We start from the raw sequence: 15,821 nt of genomic DNA, 5'->3' as shown, positions 1-15,821 counted from the left end.
GGAGATTGTCCCCAACGGTTGCAGCGCGGCTTTTGTTCCTTTACCGCGCGGTGAGTCTTCTCAGACGCGCAAAGAACGATGCTTTAGTCGATGAAAACGCCGACGCTTGCGGCGCGTCCGGCCGAGTCGATGACGGTCAGTTTGGAGTAGCCGCCGCCATCGGGCAGCCATTGCTGGATGCGCCGGCGGGAGAGGTCGGGCAGCGGCTTGCCGTTGGCAAGCCAGCGGAAGGGCGCGCGGCCGCCCTGGAGCTTCAGCATCAGCGGTGACAGCTTGCCTTGCCCAACGCCGAGATCGACATGCGCGCCCTCTGGCGGATAGATGATCTGCGGCGCGGCCTCGCGGCCGGAGGCGAGCAGGCCGCTGGCATTGAATGCGAAACGCCGCTGACTGATCGGCAGCTCGGACTGGGCGATGCGCACGGCGCCTGCAGGCGGGCGGGGCAGCGGCGTCGTCGCGATGCCGGATTTGGCGAAACCTTCAAACAGGATGGGAGCGGCGGTACCATAACCGGTCAGCCCCGGCACGGCGCTGTTGTCAGGCCGTCCGACCCAGACGCCGAGCACATAACGCCCATCATAGCCGACCGACCAGGCGTCGCGATAGCCGTAACTCGTGCCGGTCTTGTAGGCGATGCCGCGCTGCGGCGCGCCGGCAGGCGGAATGACGCCGGATAAAATATCGGCGACGTTCCAGACCGCGACCGGCTCCAGCAGCGGTTCGCCGTCGAGTTTGCCGGGTGTGCCGGTGACGCCGTCGCCGAGACGAACCGGCTGGCCGCGATTGGCGAGCGCCGTATAGAGTTGCACCAGATCCTTCAGAGTGATGCCGACGCCGCCAAGACCGATCGCAAGCCCCGGTGTCTCATTCGGCGGCAGGACCGGGCGTACCTCGGCGCGGCGGAAGCGTACCATCAACCGCGACGGCCCGACGGCATCGAGCAGCTTGACGGCCGGCACGTTCAGTGAAAGCTGCAGCGCCTCGCGCACGGTGACGTCGCCCTGATAGCTCATGTCGAAATTGCGCGGCCGGTAGCCGAAGAAATCGGCGGGCCGGTCTTCGATGATCGTCTCCTGGGAGACAAGGCCTTGCTCGAAGGCGAGCCCGTAGATGAAGGGCTTCAGGGTCGAGCCCGGCGAGCGGTTGACGCGCGTCATGTCGATCCAGCCGGAGCGGCTGGCGTCGAAATAATCGGCCGAGCCGACCTCGCCGACGATCGCACCGGTTTGCGCATCCGCCATCACCATGGCGAGCGAAAGCTTCGGCCCGAGCTTCATTGCCGCTGCCCGCGCAACCGCCTCCAGCCCCTGCTGCACCTGTTTCTTCAACGTCGTCTGATGCTTGAGAACCGTCGGCTCCTTGCGCAGTGCCGCTTCGGCGACATGGGCGGCAAGTGCGGGCAACTGCATGCGCCGGGCCGGGATCGCGACATCCTCGGCCCGTTCGGCTTCACCGTCGCCAACGGCCTCGGCGACCGCGACGCGGTCGAGCACACGCTTGCGTGCGGCCTCGGCTACCTTGAGATTGCGGTCCGGCCGGCGCCGTTCCGGCAATTGCGGCAGGGCGACGAGCAGCGCCGCCTCGGCGACCGTCAGGCGCCGCGGTTCCTTGCCGAAATAGGCAAGGCTTGCGGCGCGCACGCCTTCGAGATTGCCGCCATAGGGCGCATGCGTCAGATAAAGGTCGAGAATCTCTTGCTTCGACAGCCGCCGCTCGATCTGCGCGGCGCGCACCAGTTGCAAGAGCTTTGCCGAAAGCGAGCGTCCTTCGCGCGGCTCGATCAGCCGCGCCACCTGCATCGACAGCGTCGAGGCGCCGGAGACGATGCGGCCATTGCTGACCAATTGCATGGCGGCCCGCCCGAGCGCCCAGGGGTCGACGCCGCCGTGATCGTAAAAACGCTGATCCTCATAGGCGATCAGCATGCGCAGGAATTGCGGGTCGACGTCGGCGACCGCTGTCTTCAGCCGCCAGCGGCCTTCCGACGTCGCAAAGGCACGCAGCAATTGCCCATCGGCATCCAGCACCTCGGCGGAGACGGCATTAGCCCTCTCCAGCGGCGGTGGAAAGGCCCTGTCGGCGGCATCGAGCGCAAAGAGAGCCGCGCCGGCAAGAACGATGCCGGAGGCGGATCCGATCGCAAACTTGTGCCACCGCTTCATTATTGCGCCGCCACGACCTCCATCTTGCCGGTCGCCGTGCGGGCCGAAAGCTCGGGACGATACATGTCCTCGACGCTGGCGGCCGGATGGTCGTAGGTGCCGGGGGTAACGGCGCGCACGACATAGGCGACGTTGAATTCGCGGTTGTCACCTGCTGCGCGGTTGAAGGCGGCGACGAAGCGGTCGTAGCGGAATTCGGTATGGGCAGCGGAAATCTCGCCGATCCAATCGAAATTCGTCATCTGGGCGCTGTCGACGAGATTGGGATTGTCGATCTCGAAGCCGGCCGGCAGCAGGTCGGTGATGACGATGCGCGACGGCCAGTCATTGGTTTCGCGCACATGGATGACGACGACGTAGCGTTCGTTCTGTTTCGCTTCGCTGACATTCGCCTCCTCGCCGTCGAGCGTGTAATAGGTCCGCTCGATGATGAAGCCGTCGCCGCCGGCCGGCAGCGGCACGGTCGGGGCGGCAACGGTGGTGACCACAGCCGAAACCGCGTCGTTGGTCTGGTTGGTCAGCGTCAGCGGATGGTCGGCGAGCGCATCGCCGGTCATGCGTGCCATGTAGGCGCCGGTGTGCGCGGCCCCATTGACATCGACCTTCAGGCCATCGTCACCGCCCTGGATGGCGCGCGCGGCAAGCAGCATCCAGGTTTCTTCCTGCGTGCTCTTGTATTTGCTGCGTTCCCATTCCTTGCCGACCGCCTTGGCGAGTTCCGGGATGACGGGTGGTACCGGCCGGCTTTCGGCAGCAAGCGCCAGGATCGCCGCACCATCGCGCAGGATCGTGCCATAGTCGGTGCGCGACAGGTTCACGCGCGACACCATCGATTGCTCCGACATCTGCAGCGCGTCGAGGAAGATGTTCTTCGAGCGCTGCGCATCGCCGTAAAGCGCCAGCGCGGCGGCGATATGCGCCTTGGCGAGCGGCGTCGGGAAGTCGTTGATCATCGTATCGGCATAGTAGCGCAGATCGCTGATCGCGGCCTTCTTGTTGCGGGCAAGGACGTAGATGGCATAGGCGATCTGGTCGCCCTGGCCCTTGATGTCGGTGGTATAGGACAGCGTGTTCTGCAGGTTTTCGAGCGCCTGCACGAAAGCCCTTTCCGGCACGTCGTATTTCATTTCACGGGCCCGCGTCAGGAAGTCGGTGACGTAGGAATCGAGCCAGACATCGCCCGAATCCGGTCCCCAGAGACCGAAGCTGCCGGCCGAGGCCTGATAGGAGAGCACGCGGTAGATCGCATCCTGCACGCGCTTCTTCACATCATCGTCACTTTCCATGCCCGCCTGCTTCGCCACTTCGGCGAGGTAGAGCAGCGGCAGCGCCCGGCTGGTGGTCTGCTCGGCGCAGCCGAAGGGATAGCGGTCGAGCGTCATCAGCAGGGCTGGGATGTCGAAGGCGGCCGAACGGGTGACGTTGACGCTGATCGAGGCGCCGGGCAGCACGCTGTCGGCGAGCAGGTTCCTGTCGACGGTGAGCTTTGCCCCGGGCTTCAGCGCCAGCACCCTGCGTTCGGTGATCGGCAAGGAGGCCGGTCGCACCGGCACGTCGACCGTCTGGTCGAGCGAAAGGCCGGAAGCGTCGGAGAGGTTGATCGAGACGCTGCCGGCGCCCGGCTGTTTGCCGGTGAGCGAAAGCGTCAGTTCGGATTTCGCGCCGGCCTCGAGGCGGATCGTCTGCGAGGCGGACGCTTCCTCGATGCCAACCGCATCATTGCCGGTCAGTTGCAGCTTGTAGTCGCCGGCCGGCGCATCGGTATTGGCGATGTCGAGCCGCAGATTGGCTTTGTCGCCAGGCGAGAGGAACTTCGGCAGGCTTGCGGTCACCACGACAGGATCGCGGATGATGACGTCCTTGACGCCGTGGCCGACGCCTGATTTCGACCAGGCGACTGCCATGACGCGCGCCGTGCCGTTGAATTGCGGAATGTCGAAGGCGACGTTGGCCTTGCCTTCGGCGTCGAGCTTGACCGGCCCGGAGAAGAAGGCGACGAGCTTCTGCGTCGGCGGGCTTGCCTGCAGCGCGATGGCGCCGCCATCGCCGCCGGTCCGGAGTTTGCCGGTCGCACCCAGCGAGCCGTCGATCAGGCGGCCATAGAGGTCGCGAATTTCAAGGCCGAGCTGGCGCTGGCCGAAATACCAGTCCTCCGGGTTCGGCGGTTCGTAGCGCGTCAGGTTGAGAATGCCGACATCGACGGCGGCAACCGTCACATAGGCATCCTCGTTGGCGCCGGCGCCCGCCACCTGCAGGCCAATATTCAACGGTCCGCGCGGCAGCATCTTTTCGGGCGCGTCGAGCGTCACCTGCAGCGCGCGCTGTTCGGGATCGACTTTCAGCCATTTGATGCCGATCGAGCGCATCGGCATATGGCTGTCCTGCGCGTCGCCGGGGCGGAAGAGCGTGGCCGTCACATAGGCGCCGGCACCCCAGTCTGAGGTAACGGGGATGTCGACCTCGCCGCCGGTCTCACCGATCGTGGCGTTCTGTACGGCAACCAGCTTTTCGGTGCCGGCCGTCACCATCAGCTCGCCGCCATAGCGCGAGGTGACTTTCAGCTTGGCCGTTTCGCCGATCTTGTAGCTATCCTTGTCGAGGGCGATCTCAAGCCCGTCGGGCGTTTCGGTCGAGGTCGAGGTCACGAACCAGCCGGCGTCGAATTCGACGCTGGAGGTCGGGCCGTCGGCATCGGGGCTTTCCACTTCGAGGCGATATCGGCCCCAGGTAACCGGCACGGAGATCTTGCCGCCGTCCATCGTCGCGTCGACGCTGCCGTTGGAGACCTGCTCGGCGGTGTAGACCGGCTCGTATTTCCAGGCCGTTCCCTCGCGATACCACTGATATTCGCGATTGAGGCTATAGAATTTCCAGCGCAGGCCCTTCGCCTCCTGCTTCTGTCCATCGGCATTGACGCCGATCACCGTGAAGTTGGCGATCGAGTTCTCCGGCAACTCGTCGGAAAATTCCGGCTTGATGCCGATCGACGCCCTCTCGTTCTTCACCGGAATGGTCAAAGTGCGCTCGATGGCGCGGCCGCCCGCCTCCTGCATGCGCATATAGACGGTGGCGTTCAGCAGTTGCGTCGTTGCCGGCAGCTCGCTGATGGTCAGATCCGTCGAGGCTTCGCCGTTCTCGTCGAGTTCCGGCAGGCCGTCGATCGGCTGACGCGAATCCTCGCTCGCCTCTTCGTCGGCGAGACCGAAGAGGAAGCCCTTGTAGGCAGCACTCTCGCGCGTCGGCTTGACGACGACGTCGCCTTCGAGCGTCAGGCCGGCGGCCGGGGCGCCATAGAGATATTTGCCCGATACCGTGATCGTCGCTGGCGTATCCGGACCGACTTCCTTGGCCTCGGTCTTGATCTCCATGTCGGTGCGATCGGGCACGAAATCGTCGACGAGGAAACTCTTGGTGGCGATCGCGCTGCCCTTGGGATCGGTATAGATGTTCATCGTCCAGGTGCCGCGCATGGCGTTTTCCTGGGTCGGGAAATCGATGGAGTAGCCGCCGAGATTGCTGGTCTGGCTGACGATCCGCCGGTCTTCCACACCGTCGGGGCGGTTGAAGATGAAGGTGAGCGGCAGGTTCTCGATGGCGTTGCCATCGGTGTCGCGGGCGAGTGCCTGCGCATGCACCGTCTCGCCGGCGCGGTAGATGCCACGCTCGGTGTAGGTCAGCACGTCGATCGCGCCGGGTGCTGCGCGGCCGGTCACGCCACGGTCGGAAAGGTCGAAGCCGGCGCGCGTCATGTCGAGGAAGACGTAGTCCGAGGTCCCGTTCCTGGCGGCAATGACGGCGGGCGTCAGCGCCGCCGTGCCGCGGATCAGTCCGGCGGTGAAGGTGGCGCGGCCGTTTTCGTCGGTGGTGGCGGTGCCGAGCACTTCATTGTTCTTGGCAAGTAGCTGCAGTTCGACGCCTGATATCGGCTTGGCCGAGGCGAGCGAGCGGGTGAAGACGTTGAGCCCATCGGTGCCGGCATAGGTGGTGACGCCGATATCGGAGACCAGGAACCATTGCGTCGCCTGCGAATCCCACTCTTGCGCCGGACCGTTTGCCGCCGTTGCGGTCATCACATAGATGCCGGGCTTGCGCTCGGGCAGCGCCTCGTCGACCGGGAAGCTGGTGACGATGTCCTTGTTGAGCTCGTTGGCGATGTCGATCGAGCCCTGCCAGACGAGTTCGCCGTTCTGATCCTGGATGTTCTGGGCGCTGTAGCCGTCGAGCTGGGACAGGAACTGCGAATTGGTCAGCAGCGGCGCGATGGCACGATCGCCGATGCGGTAGAGCTTCAGGTTGGCCGAGGTCATGTTGACCGAAACGATCGGGATGCCGCGGCGCGCCGTCGAGGGCAGCACGAAGCTGTCGCCGGTGAAACGCACCATCTGGCTGCGGTCCTTGATATAGACGTCGATGCTGACAGGTGCTTCGAGCACCTCGTCGACTGATGAAGGCAGGCCGGTACGGAAGCCGATCTTGTAGGTCTGGCCATGCGTCAGTCCTTCGACGCAGATCTGTTTGTTCTTGGTTTCCAGCGCCTTCGGCGCTTCGCCGTTCAGCGTCACGAAGGGCGTGTAGTCGGTGGTTTTGACCAGCGCCTCGGAGAAGGTGACGCAGGCACGCGGCGTAGCGCTGTCGGCATCGACCGTGTGTTCGGTGACGCGGAAGCCCTGCGTCGATTTCAGCTGAAGGTAGGCCGCTTGCACATCCTTGGCGCCGACAAGCGCCAGGCTCGCCTTGTAGGCGTCGAGCGCCGAGCGGTAGTTGGCATTCCGTTCCAATGCATTGGCGAGCACGGCGAGCGCCTCGGCGCGCTTGGCGGTGGTGCGCGTCAGCTCGTAGCCGTTCAGCGCGTCGACCACCGCTTGTCCCGTCGTGTTGCTCTCGGCGCTGCCGAGCGAGGCAGCTGCGCGGGCGGTTTCGAGCCAGAGATCGACGTCGTCAGGTGTGATCGACAGCGCCCCATGGAAGGACTTCAGCGCGTCGGCCAGGTTGTTGGCGGTGAGGTCGAGGCGGGCGTTGGCCGTCAGGCTGTCGACGCCCTGGCCCTGCTGGTCGTCGGCGAGGGTAAGATTGTCCTTGAAGTCGTGGGCGTGCTGGATGAGATCGTTGCTCAGGAAGGTCAGGCGCGGTGCAGCACCTATATCCCGCTCCTGCTGGCCGGCCGTTTCGACGATCTTGCCGGCGATGGCGCCGGGGAAGGCGTTCATCGTCTTGAAATCAGATTTGAGGAAGCACCATTTCACCTTGGGATTGTAGGTGAAGGCCTTGCAGCTCTTGTCGCCGATGCAGGAGGTCTTGCACTGATCGAGCGAGACGTTCTGCTCGGTGCGAAGATCGAAGCCGAAGAAATCGGCGTCCTTGATCGTCTGGATGTCGCGCTTGGTGTCCGCAGCGACGGCGGGAAAGCTGATGGCGATCATGGAAAATGCGATTGTCGCGAAAGCGAAGAACGAGCGCACGGACATAGGTTCCCCCCGGAAATGCTGGCTCTGACCGGCGGGCACTGTCCTCACTCCTCGCGAGATTGTCAACTCAAGTCGAGCGCTGTTTCAACTTCGCACAGGCGCTTTCGCCTGGCTGTCACATCGGCGTGAGTGACCGCCTTGTGATTTGCGGCTTTTGCAAGGATGCGCAAGGATTTGAGCGACCGCAGGAGGTAGCGCCATGTCCCCGTCTTCCCACCGCAGGAGCCTTGCCGCGCTCCTTGCTGCCACTCTATTCTCGCTCGGCGTGTGTGCCGCGGACGCGGCCGAGGATGCCGTCGTCATCCCGCCGCCGGCCGTTGACGAGGTGGCCAGCTCGGGCACCGAGACTGCCATTTTCGCCGGCGGCTGTTTCTGGGGTGTCCAGGGCGTCTTCCAGCACGTGAAGGGTGTCGAGAGCGCCGTCTCCGGTTATGCCGGCGGCGACGCCAAAACGGCCCAGTATGAAACCGTCAGCACCGGCTCGACAGGCCATGCCGAAGCCGTCCAGGTGAAGTTCGATCCGAAACAGGTCACCTACGGCAAGTTGCTGCAGATCTTCTTCTCTGTGGCGCACAACCCGACGCAGCTGAATTTTCAGGGTCCGGACCGGGGAACGCAGTACCGTTCAGCGCTGTTCGTCTCCGATCCCGAGCAGCGCAAGGTCGCCGAGAATTATATCAGCCAGCTCGACAAGGCGCATGTCTTCCCGCGGCCGATCGTCACCAAAGTGTCTGAAACCACAGGTTTCTACCCGGCCGAAGCCTATCATCAGGATTTCCTGACGCTCAATCCGACCTATCCCTATATCGTCTACAACGACCTGCCGAAAATCGAGAACCTGAAGTCGCTGTTTCCCGCCGACTACCGTGGCAAACCGGTCCTGGTGATGAAGGTCAAGGGCTGATCGATCTTGTCGGTCCTGGATTGTCGGCTCTGAACACAGGGATGCCATGCGTTCGTCGCAACAGTTCAGGGCATGATGTCTATGGGCGTGTGGTTTGGGACGCGGGCCCAGATATCGCGCATCTCCGAATTGGTGACCGCGATACACCCATCCGTCCAATCCCACAGTCGATGGGCGTTTCCGAATAGGCCCCAGCCATTGGGAAGCCCGTGGATCATGATATTGCCGCCGGGAGGAAAGCCACCGGCTTCAGCGCTGCGCCGATCATCAGGGCCTGGATATGAAATGTGCAGGCTCAGATGCGCCATGGACTTGGGATTTCGCCAGTCTATTTCATAACGCCCTTCAGGTGTTTTCTCGTCACCTTCTCGTTGCTTGGGACCCTCATCGGCAGCCTGTCCAAGAGAGATCCGGTATGTTGAGATGGGGGTATCCCCTCTGAGAAGGACCATGCGACGTTCGGCTTTATAAACGCGAATGAGGTCAGCCTGTTGCTCCAACGGCGCATCTGGAGGTGGTGAGCCTGCGCCGATCCTGGCCATCAATTTCGTGTAAGCGAACAAGCTGACGACGACGGCGGTTAAAATGACAAATTTGTTTCTCAACCTGACCCTCATCTTCATGCTCACAGAATGGCGAATACCGCCTTATCGCGTCCCCATCCAGAAGGCGCGCAGTTGATACTGAGCACGATCGGGTGCCGCCTTTTTTCTTCATGTTCTTTATTCTTAAGAATTTGTCAACGTTAACAATGTGTTAAATAGAATAAACGGCGTTCCACCGCGGAACATATCGTCCACTTGCCCGTTACTGCCATGAGTTTCGCGTCGGATAGACTGCCGGAGCGGATACCTCTTTCGAGTTATGCGTAACCAAGGGGACGTATCATGGCCACCAATGTCGTGCGGCGCTGGCAACGAGATGATCTCATGAAACAGAGAGTATTGATCGTCGAAGATGAATTCCTGATCGCCCTCGATCTCGAGGCGACGGTGGAAGGCATGGGGATGCAGGTTGCGGGCCTTGCGAATGATCGCGAACAGGCGCTGCGGCTGGCGCCGCTTGCCGACATCGCTTTCGTCGACGTCAATCTTGCCGACGGCCCGACCGGGCCTGAGATCGGCCGACAGCTGGCCCAGGAGCACGGCATTGCGGTCGTCTTCATGACCGGCAATCCCGAAGTCGTCGCCGATGGCGTCAAGGGCGCGGTGGGCGTGATCCAGAAGCCGGTCATGCCTTCGGTTGTCGAACAGCTGGTGAAATATCTTGCCGCGCGCCGGGTCGGCATGTTCGCGGTCGTACCCTCACAAATGACGGTCTTTGCCTGATCGGACGGGGCCCGATCGCTAGGGCCTGATCAGCCGGACATGGCCGCGAACTGTGGCGGATGGCCTGCCTTTTCGGCCGCCGGCCTGCCATAGGCCTTGAGAAAGGTACGGACGGCGTTGCGCGCCGCCTTTTCCAGCTCTTCATCGGTGGGTGTGCCGCCGAGAAGGATCATCATCTGCAGATCGGCATTGCCGAGCGCCACGAACTGCCTCGCGGCGACGTCGAAATCGTCGATGGCGAGCGCGCCCTTATGGGCAAGCCGCCCGAAAAGTGCGGAAAGTGCCGTGATCAGCTTGCCTGGCCCCTGCTGGCGCCAGCTTTCGAAGAGGTGCGGATATCGCTCGCCTTCGGTCTGCACCAGCTTGCGCAGGAATTTTCCGTCGTGGTTGCAGATGCAGTTCTTGTTGAGGCGCACGGCGAAAGCCGTCAGCTCGTCTTCCAGATCGTCGGTGCTGTCAGGGAACGATGACAGTACCGAGAAGAGCATGGCGTTGGCGCGGTTCATGACGTCTTCGACGACGGCGACGAACAGCGTTTCCTTCTCGCGATAGTGATTGTAGATCGTCTGGCGCGAGACGCAGGCGACGGCGGCGATCTCGTCGATGCTGGCGCCGGCAAAACCCTGGCGGCAGAATACGTCGGCCGCGGAATCAAGGATCGACATGCGCTTGGCGCATTGGCCGCGCTGCGTATGCCCCGTCATCCGGACTGCCGGTGTCATGCGATCTTTCATGAGAGAGAAGATAAGACGTCTTGACGTTTTAGACAATGGCGTATAATTTTACATCTGTGTCCAAATTTATTGACACTCTTGCTTCCGCCGCTGGAGATATGAGCTCCCAACTTCGTCTTCGCGCGGACAATCATCATTTGTGCGTCCGAGAGGACGTATGGCGCTCTAAGAGCAATGCGGCGGGGCGACGATCCGGTGCCTCCGCTGCGCTTTTAAGAAAGATCACCCTTATGAAGGCTTCCTTCTTTCGCATTGCCCTCATTCTCGGCCTTTTGTCGGCCATCGGCCCTTTCGCCATCGACATGTATCTGCCTGCGCTGCCCTCCATCGGCCAGGACCTGCATGCCGATAACAACGTCACCCAGCTCACCCTTCTCGCCTTCTTCATCTCCTTTGCGCTCGCCCAGCTCGTCTACGGTCCGCTGTCGGATATGTGGGGCCGCAAGCTGCCGCTCTATCTCGGCATCGGCCTCTTTTCCGTCGCTTCGATCGGCTGTGCGCTGGCGACCGATATCGAAACGCTGATCGCCTTCCGTTTCGTTCAGGGTATCGGCGGTGCCGCCGGCATGGTCATTCCGCGCGCCATCGTCCGCGACATGCACACCGGCGTGCAGGCCGCCCGCCTGATGTCGCTCTTGATGCTGGTCTTTTCGATCTCGCCGATCCTGGCGCCACTGACGGGCAGCGCCGTCATCGAATTCTACGGCTGGCGCGGCGTATTCTGGGCCGTGACCATCGCCGCCTTCATCGGCCTCGTCCTGCTCGCCACCCAGCTTGACGAAACCCGTTCACCGGCCGAACGCAGCGGCAGCGGTCTGAAGAGCGCCATGGCGGCCTATCGCCTGCTGCTTGCCGACCGCAACTTCCTGACGCTGACCTTCATCGGCGGCCTCGGCATTTCGAGCTTCCTGGTCTATCTCGCCAACTCGCCTTTCGTGCTGATCCAGCATTACGGGCTGACGCCGACGCAATACAGTTTCGCCTTCTCGATCAATGCGGTGTCCTTCTTCGCGGTATCGCAGGCGACGGGCTGGCTCGGCGAGCGTTTCGGCCTCGTGCGCGTCATGCGGATTGCGGTCAGCGCCTTCGCGCTTGCCATGATCGTCATGGCGGTGGTGATGGCTTCCGGTTTCAACCAGCTGCCTGTGATGGCGACCTTCCTGTTCATCGGCTACGGCTTCCTCGGCCTCGTCATCCCGACGAGCGCGGTGCTCGCGCTTGAGGATCACGGTGAGATCGCCGGCACCGCCTCGTCGCTGATGGGCACGCTGCATTTCGTGATCGCCGCCGTCGCCATGGTCATATCGAGCGTCTTCTTCGACGGTACAGCCGTTCCGATGGCCGCCGGCATCGCGCTCTGCGCCTTCTCAGCCTTCGTGCTGACTCAGGCAACGATCGGCCGCCGCGCCGCCATCGCCGCCGCTGAATGATCAAGGAGACCGTACCCGGCTTCGGGTACGGTCGCATCATCAGGGTTGCGGCCGCGAGAAAATGCCGCGCCCGATTGAATATCGGCTGGCCGCGCTATTTACCCGATCCCCAAGCATGGTCATACCGGAGAATAATTATGGTCGACGAGAAGCGGCTGATCTCGAAAATCACCTGGAAGCTCATGCCGTTTCTCGGCATCCTTTATCTCATCGCCTATATCGATCGGCAGAACGTCAGTTTCGCCAAGCTGCAGATGGTCGATGCCCTTGGAATGAGCGAATATGCCTATGGTCTCGGCGCATCACTCTTCTTCATCGGCTATTTTCTCTTCGAGGTGCCGAGTAACCTCTTTCTCGACAAGCTCGGCGCCCGTGTCTGGTTCGCCCGCATCCTGGTCTCCTGGGGTATCGTCACCATCGCGCTCGCCTTCACGCAGAACGCTACGATGTTCTATATCCTGCGCTTTCTGCTCGGTGTCTGCGAAGCCGGCTTCTTTCCGGGCGTGCTCTATCTGCTGACGCTATGGTTTCCGTCGACTTATCGCGGCAGGATGGTCGGGCTGTTCATGATCTTCAGCGCCATCGCCAATGCCGTCGGTGCGCCGCTCGGCGGTGTGCTGCTCGATCTCGACGGTCTCTACGGCTTTGCCGGCTGGGAGTGGGTCTTTCTGGCGACGGGCGTTCCGGCTGTGATCGCCGGCATCGTCACCTTCTTCTATCTTCCCGGTCGGCCCGAAAGCGCAAGCTTCCTGAGCGGTGAGGAGAAGGCCTGGCTCGAGCGCAGGCTCACCTCGGAAAATGCCGGCATGGGTGAGAATGCCTCAAACGGATTCAAGGCGCTCATCGACCCGCGTGTCCTGCTGATGGCGCTCTGCTATATCGCCTTTCCGCTTTCGGCCTATGGTCTCAGCTATTGGCTGCCGACCATCGTCCAGGCCTTCGGCGTCAGCAACACGGTGAACGGGTTCCTCAACATCATTCCCTGGGTGCTGGTCGCGATCGCTCTCTATGTCGTTCCCGCCTTGGCCGACAAGGCGCAATCGAAGACGCCCTATATCGTCATTCCCGCTTTCATCGGCGCCGCCTGCTTGCTGCTCTCGGCGCTGATCCCGAACCACACTTTGCAATTCGCCTTCCTCTGCGTCGCCGCTGCCGGGATCTTCGCCCCTCAGCCGGTGTTCTGGAGCCTGCCCTCCCGTTTCCTCAAGGGCGCGGGGGCCGCGGCGGGCCTTGCCGCCATCAATTCGGTGGGAAATCTCGGCGGTTTTGTCGCCCAGAATGTCGTGCCCTGGATCAAGGAAGCCAGCGGCAGCACGATCGCGCCGATGTTCTTCCTGGCCGCCTGCCTTGCCGCCGGAGCCCTGCTTGTCTTCGTCGTCACGCGTCAGCTGTCACACAGGGAGCATTCGGCGGCTCCGAGCCGGGTCTGATGCGGACCCCTGAAACTATCCGCGCGGCGGGCTTCAGGCCATCAGCGTGAAAGCGTCGCTTTCGCCCGGGACGAGTTCAAGCGGCCAGATCCTGTTGCGGGCGCCCTGCGGATAGTGATCGGCATAGGCCGGCATGGTGGCGAGCAGGGTTTCGCCGAGCTGCATGCCGAGATCGCGCAGCGACATGCGGAAGGATGTCAGTGTCGGCTGCAGGAAATGCGTGCGCGGCTCCTCGCGGAAACCGACGACGGCGAGGTCGCGGCCTGGCACGATGCCGGCCTCGGCGAGCCGTCGGTAAAGCCCGATCGCCATCAGTTCGTGGATCAGGATGATCGCCGTCGGCCGCTCTTCGATCATCAGCAATTCGTGGCCGGCCTGATAGCCGCCCTGTTCGCTCGACTTGACCCGGATGACGAGGGCCGGGTCGAAGGCAATACCGTGCCGTTGCAGCGCCTGGCGGTAGGCGTCGACGAAGAGATAGCCAAGATTGATGTCGGAGGAGGGGGCGGCTACGGCGATCCGCCGGTGGCCTTTGGCGACCAGGCGGTCGACGCCGCGCGCCGCCACGCCCTCGAAATCGAGGTCCATCCAAGTGTAGCTGCCGCCCGACGCGCTGCGCCCGAGCGCCACGAAGGGGATGCGGGCCTTTTCCAGAAGCTCGATGCGCCTATCGGTTCGTCGTGTCGCCGAGAGGATCAGCGCGTCGACAAGCCGGCGCGCCACCATGCGCTTCAGATATTCATGCGGGTCCTCGTCATCGGGGCAGGGCAGCATGACGAGATCGAGCTTGTGACGGGAAAAGACGCTCTGCAGCCCGTCGGTGACGCCGAGGAAGAAGTCGTCGCTGTTTTCGATCGTCTCGCGGCTCACTTCGAGCATCAGCCCGATGACGTTGGTCATGCCCTGGCGAAGGCTGCGGCCGGATTGGTTGGCGACATAACCGAGCTCCTCGGCGGCGGCGAGCACGCGCCGGCGCGTTTCGTCGTTGACGTCAGGCTTGCCGTTCAGCGCACGGGACACCGTTCCGATCGAAATGTCGAGATGCTCGGCGAGCTGGCGAATTCCCTTCATCTCAGGCGATCTTCCTCCCCAATGCATGTCGCCCAAAACTGTGCAGCGGTTTTGGGATAACGACATGCGGCAAATAAACCGTCAGCCCTTCTTGCCACAGGATGGCGCTTGCGAAAAGCCGTGGGCAAGGGTCAGGGTCTGAAGCTCTGGCGGATGACGAGCTCGGGAATGACGCGTTCGTAACCTGGAGCCAAGCCCGGGTTTTCAAGCCGCCGCTCTATCAGTTCGACGGCGCGCTGCGCCATGGTCAGCGGATCCTGGCGGAAGGTGGTCAGCTGATAGCTCAGCCAGGAGGATTCCGGCACGTCGTCGAAGCCGATGACGGCGACATCCTCGGGAATGCGCAGTCGCGCTTCCAGGCGCACGACATCCATCAGTCCGAAAGCGATCTGATCGTTGGCGCAGAAGACGGCGTCGGGCTTTATTGTCTGCGAGAAGAGCGCGCGTGCGGCGGTGACGCCGCCGTCATAGTCGGAATCGTCGCCGCGTCCGACAACGACGGATACACCGAGCGATCCGGCTGTCGACAGGAAGGCGCTTTCGCGCTCGATGATGGAAGGCGTTCCGGTGTTGGAGCCGATGACCGCCAGCCGCCGTCTGCCGCTTTCGTAAAAGGCCGTTGCCGCCTTGCGGGAGGCCTCGGAGTTGCCGGCGCGCACATGGTCGGCGTCGGGTTCCGAACGGCCGATCACCACCAGCGGCTGGCCATTTCGCTGCGCGAGTTCGAAGAAACTCGCTGGTGGCGAGCCGGACAGGATGATGATCGCCTCGGCGCGGTGGCCGATCAGCACCTTCTGGGCGGCGAGCAGCTCGTCTTCCGTCTGGCCGGTATTGATGAGGATCGGGATGCTGCCGCGTTTGATCAGGCATTTGGCAAGCGCTGCGGCCAGATGTGCGCGAAAACCCACTTCCGGCCGGGTGGCGACGATGCCGACAAGGCGGCTTTGGTTGGCAAGCACGCCGCGCGCCAGGTCGTTGACATGGTAGCCGAGTTCTTGCGCCGCCCGCAGCACTTTTTCGCGCGTTGCAGGCGCCACGCTGGTGCCCGGCGTGAAGGTGCGCGAGACGGCGGAGCGAGAAACGCCCGCCAATTGCGCCACTTGCTCGGCGCTGACGAAGCGCATGCGTTCTTTCTTTGGCGTCTTGGCGCCGTTCACTGGACCATCATTCATCGGCTTTCAGCTATTGGTCATCTCTAACAGCCGGATGACACGCGGCCGAGGCAGCCAGAAATTTTTGCTGTGGAGAGTAACTGCGAACCAACTGCATTGGCCCAGGCAAAGAAAAACCGAGGCTG

General features: G+C 62.8%; 10 protein-coding genes. 4 read left to right on the top strand and 6 right to left on the bottom strand.

Annotated features, from left to right (window positions below):
• Positions 1-83 precede the first annotated feature (83 nt).
• Together pbpC and G9X64_RS29770 are read right to left on the bottom strand one after the other, a co-directional pair.
• A complete protein-coding gene (gene pbpC, locus G9X64_RS29775; protein ID WP_171377980.1) occupies positions 84-2,162 on the bottom strand; it encodes a penicillin-binding protein 1C in 2,079 nt (692 codons plus the stop codon).
• Positions 2,162-7,627, bottom strand: a complete 5,466-nt coding sequence (locus G9X64_RS29770; protein WP_171377979.1) for an alpha-2-macroglobulin family protein — start codon at positions 7,625-7,627, stop codon at positions 2,162-2,164. Before G9X64_RS29770 ends, pbpC begins: the two co-directional genes overlap by 1 nt.
• Positions 7,628-7,826: 199 nt before the next feature.
• Here G9X64_RS29770 and msrA point away from each other — a divergent pair, with 199 nt between their 5' ends.
• Complete coding sequence (msrA, locus tag G9X64_RS29765) at positions 7,827-8,531, top strand: peptide-methionine (S)-S-oxide reductase MsrA (RefSeq protein WP_168310402.1); 705 nt, start codon at positions 7,827-7,829, stop codon at positions 8,529-8,531.
• A gap of 65 nt (positions 8,532-8,596) precedes the next feature.
• Here the strand turns inward: msrA and G9X64_RS29760 are convergent, their stop codons facing one another.
• Positions 8,597-9,136 carry a L,D-transpeptidase family protein gene (locus G9X64_RS29760; protein ID WP_171377978.1) on the bottom strand — a complete coding sequence of 180 codons (540 nt, stop codon included), beginning with the start codon at positions 9,134-9,136 and terminating at the stop codon, positions 8,597-8,599.
• A 282-nt stretch (positions 9,137-9,418) separates the two neighbouring features.
• Here G9X64_RS29760 and G9X64_RS29755 point away from each other — a divergent pair, with 282 nt between their 5' ends.
• Positions 9,419-9,859 (top strand): response regulator, encoded by a 441-nt coding sequence (locus tag G9X64_RS29755; RefSeq protein ID WP_168310400.1) that lies wholly within the window; start codon positions 9,419-9,421, stop codon positions 9,857-9,859.
• A gap of 29 nt (positions 9,860-9,888) precedes the next feature.
• Here G9X64_RS29755 and G9X64_RS29750 read toward each other — a convergent pair whose 3' ends face one another.
• Complete coding sequence (locus tag G9X64_RS29750; RefSeq protein WP_171377977.1) at positions 9,889-10,629, bottom strand: TetR/AcrR family transcriptional regulator; 741 nt, start codon at positions 10,627-10,629, stop codon at positions 9,889-9,891.
• A gap of 194 nt (positions 10,630-10,823) precedes the next feature.
• On the opposite strand from G9X64_RS29750, the gene G9X64_RS29745 reads away from it, so the two are divergent.
• Both G9X64_RS29745 and G9X64_RS29740 read left to right on the top strand, forming a co-directional pair.
• Positions 10,824-12,023 (top strand): multidrug effflux MFS transporter, encoded by a 1,200-nt coding sequence (locus tag G9X64_RS29745; RefSeq protein ID WP_168315208.1) that lies wholly within the window; start codon positions 10,824-10,826, stop codon positions 12,021-12,023.
• A 137-nt stretch (positions 12,024-12,160) separates the two neighbouring features.
• Positions 12,161-13,453, top strand: a complete 1,293-nt coding sequence (locus G9X64_RS29740) for an MFS transporter (protein ID WP_171377976.1) — start codon at positions 12,161-12,163, stop codon at positions 13,451-13,453.
• A gap of 33 nt (positions 13,454-13,486) precedes the next feature.
• Here the strand turns inward: G9X64_RS29740 and G9X64_RS29735 are convergent, their stop codons facing one another.
• Together G9X64_RS29735 and G9X64_RS29730 are read right to left on the bottom strand one after the other, a co-directional pair.
• Positions 13,487-14,524, bottom strand: a complete 1,038-nt coding sequence (locus G9X64_RS29735) for a LacI family DNA-binding transcriptional regulator (protein ID WP_168315209.1) — start codon at positions 14,522-14,524, stop codon at positions 13,487-13,489.
• A gap of 131 nt (positions 14,525-14,655) precedes the next feature.
• Positions 14,656-15,696 carry a LacI family DNA-binding transcriptional regulator gene (locus G9X64_RS29730; RefSeq protein ID WP_171377975.1) on the bottom strand — a complete coding sequence of 347 codons (1,041 nt, stop codon included), beginning with the start codon at positions 15,694-15,696 and terminating at the stop codon, positions 14,656-14,658.
• Positions 15,697-15,821 lie beyond the last annotated feature (125 nt).

It is taken from the genome of Rhizobium sophorae (assembly GCF_013087515.1).
GTDB lineage: Bacteria > Pseudomonadota > Alphaproteobacteria > Rhizobiales > Rhizobiaceae > Rhizobium > Rhizobium sophorae.
Note: the sequence above shows the minus strand (reverse complement) of the source record. Positions and strands in the feature narration are given on the sequence as shown.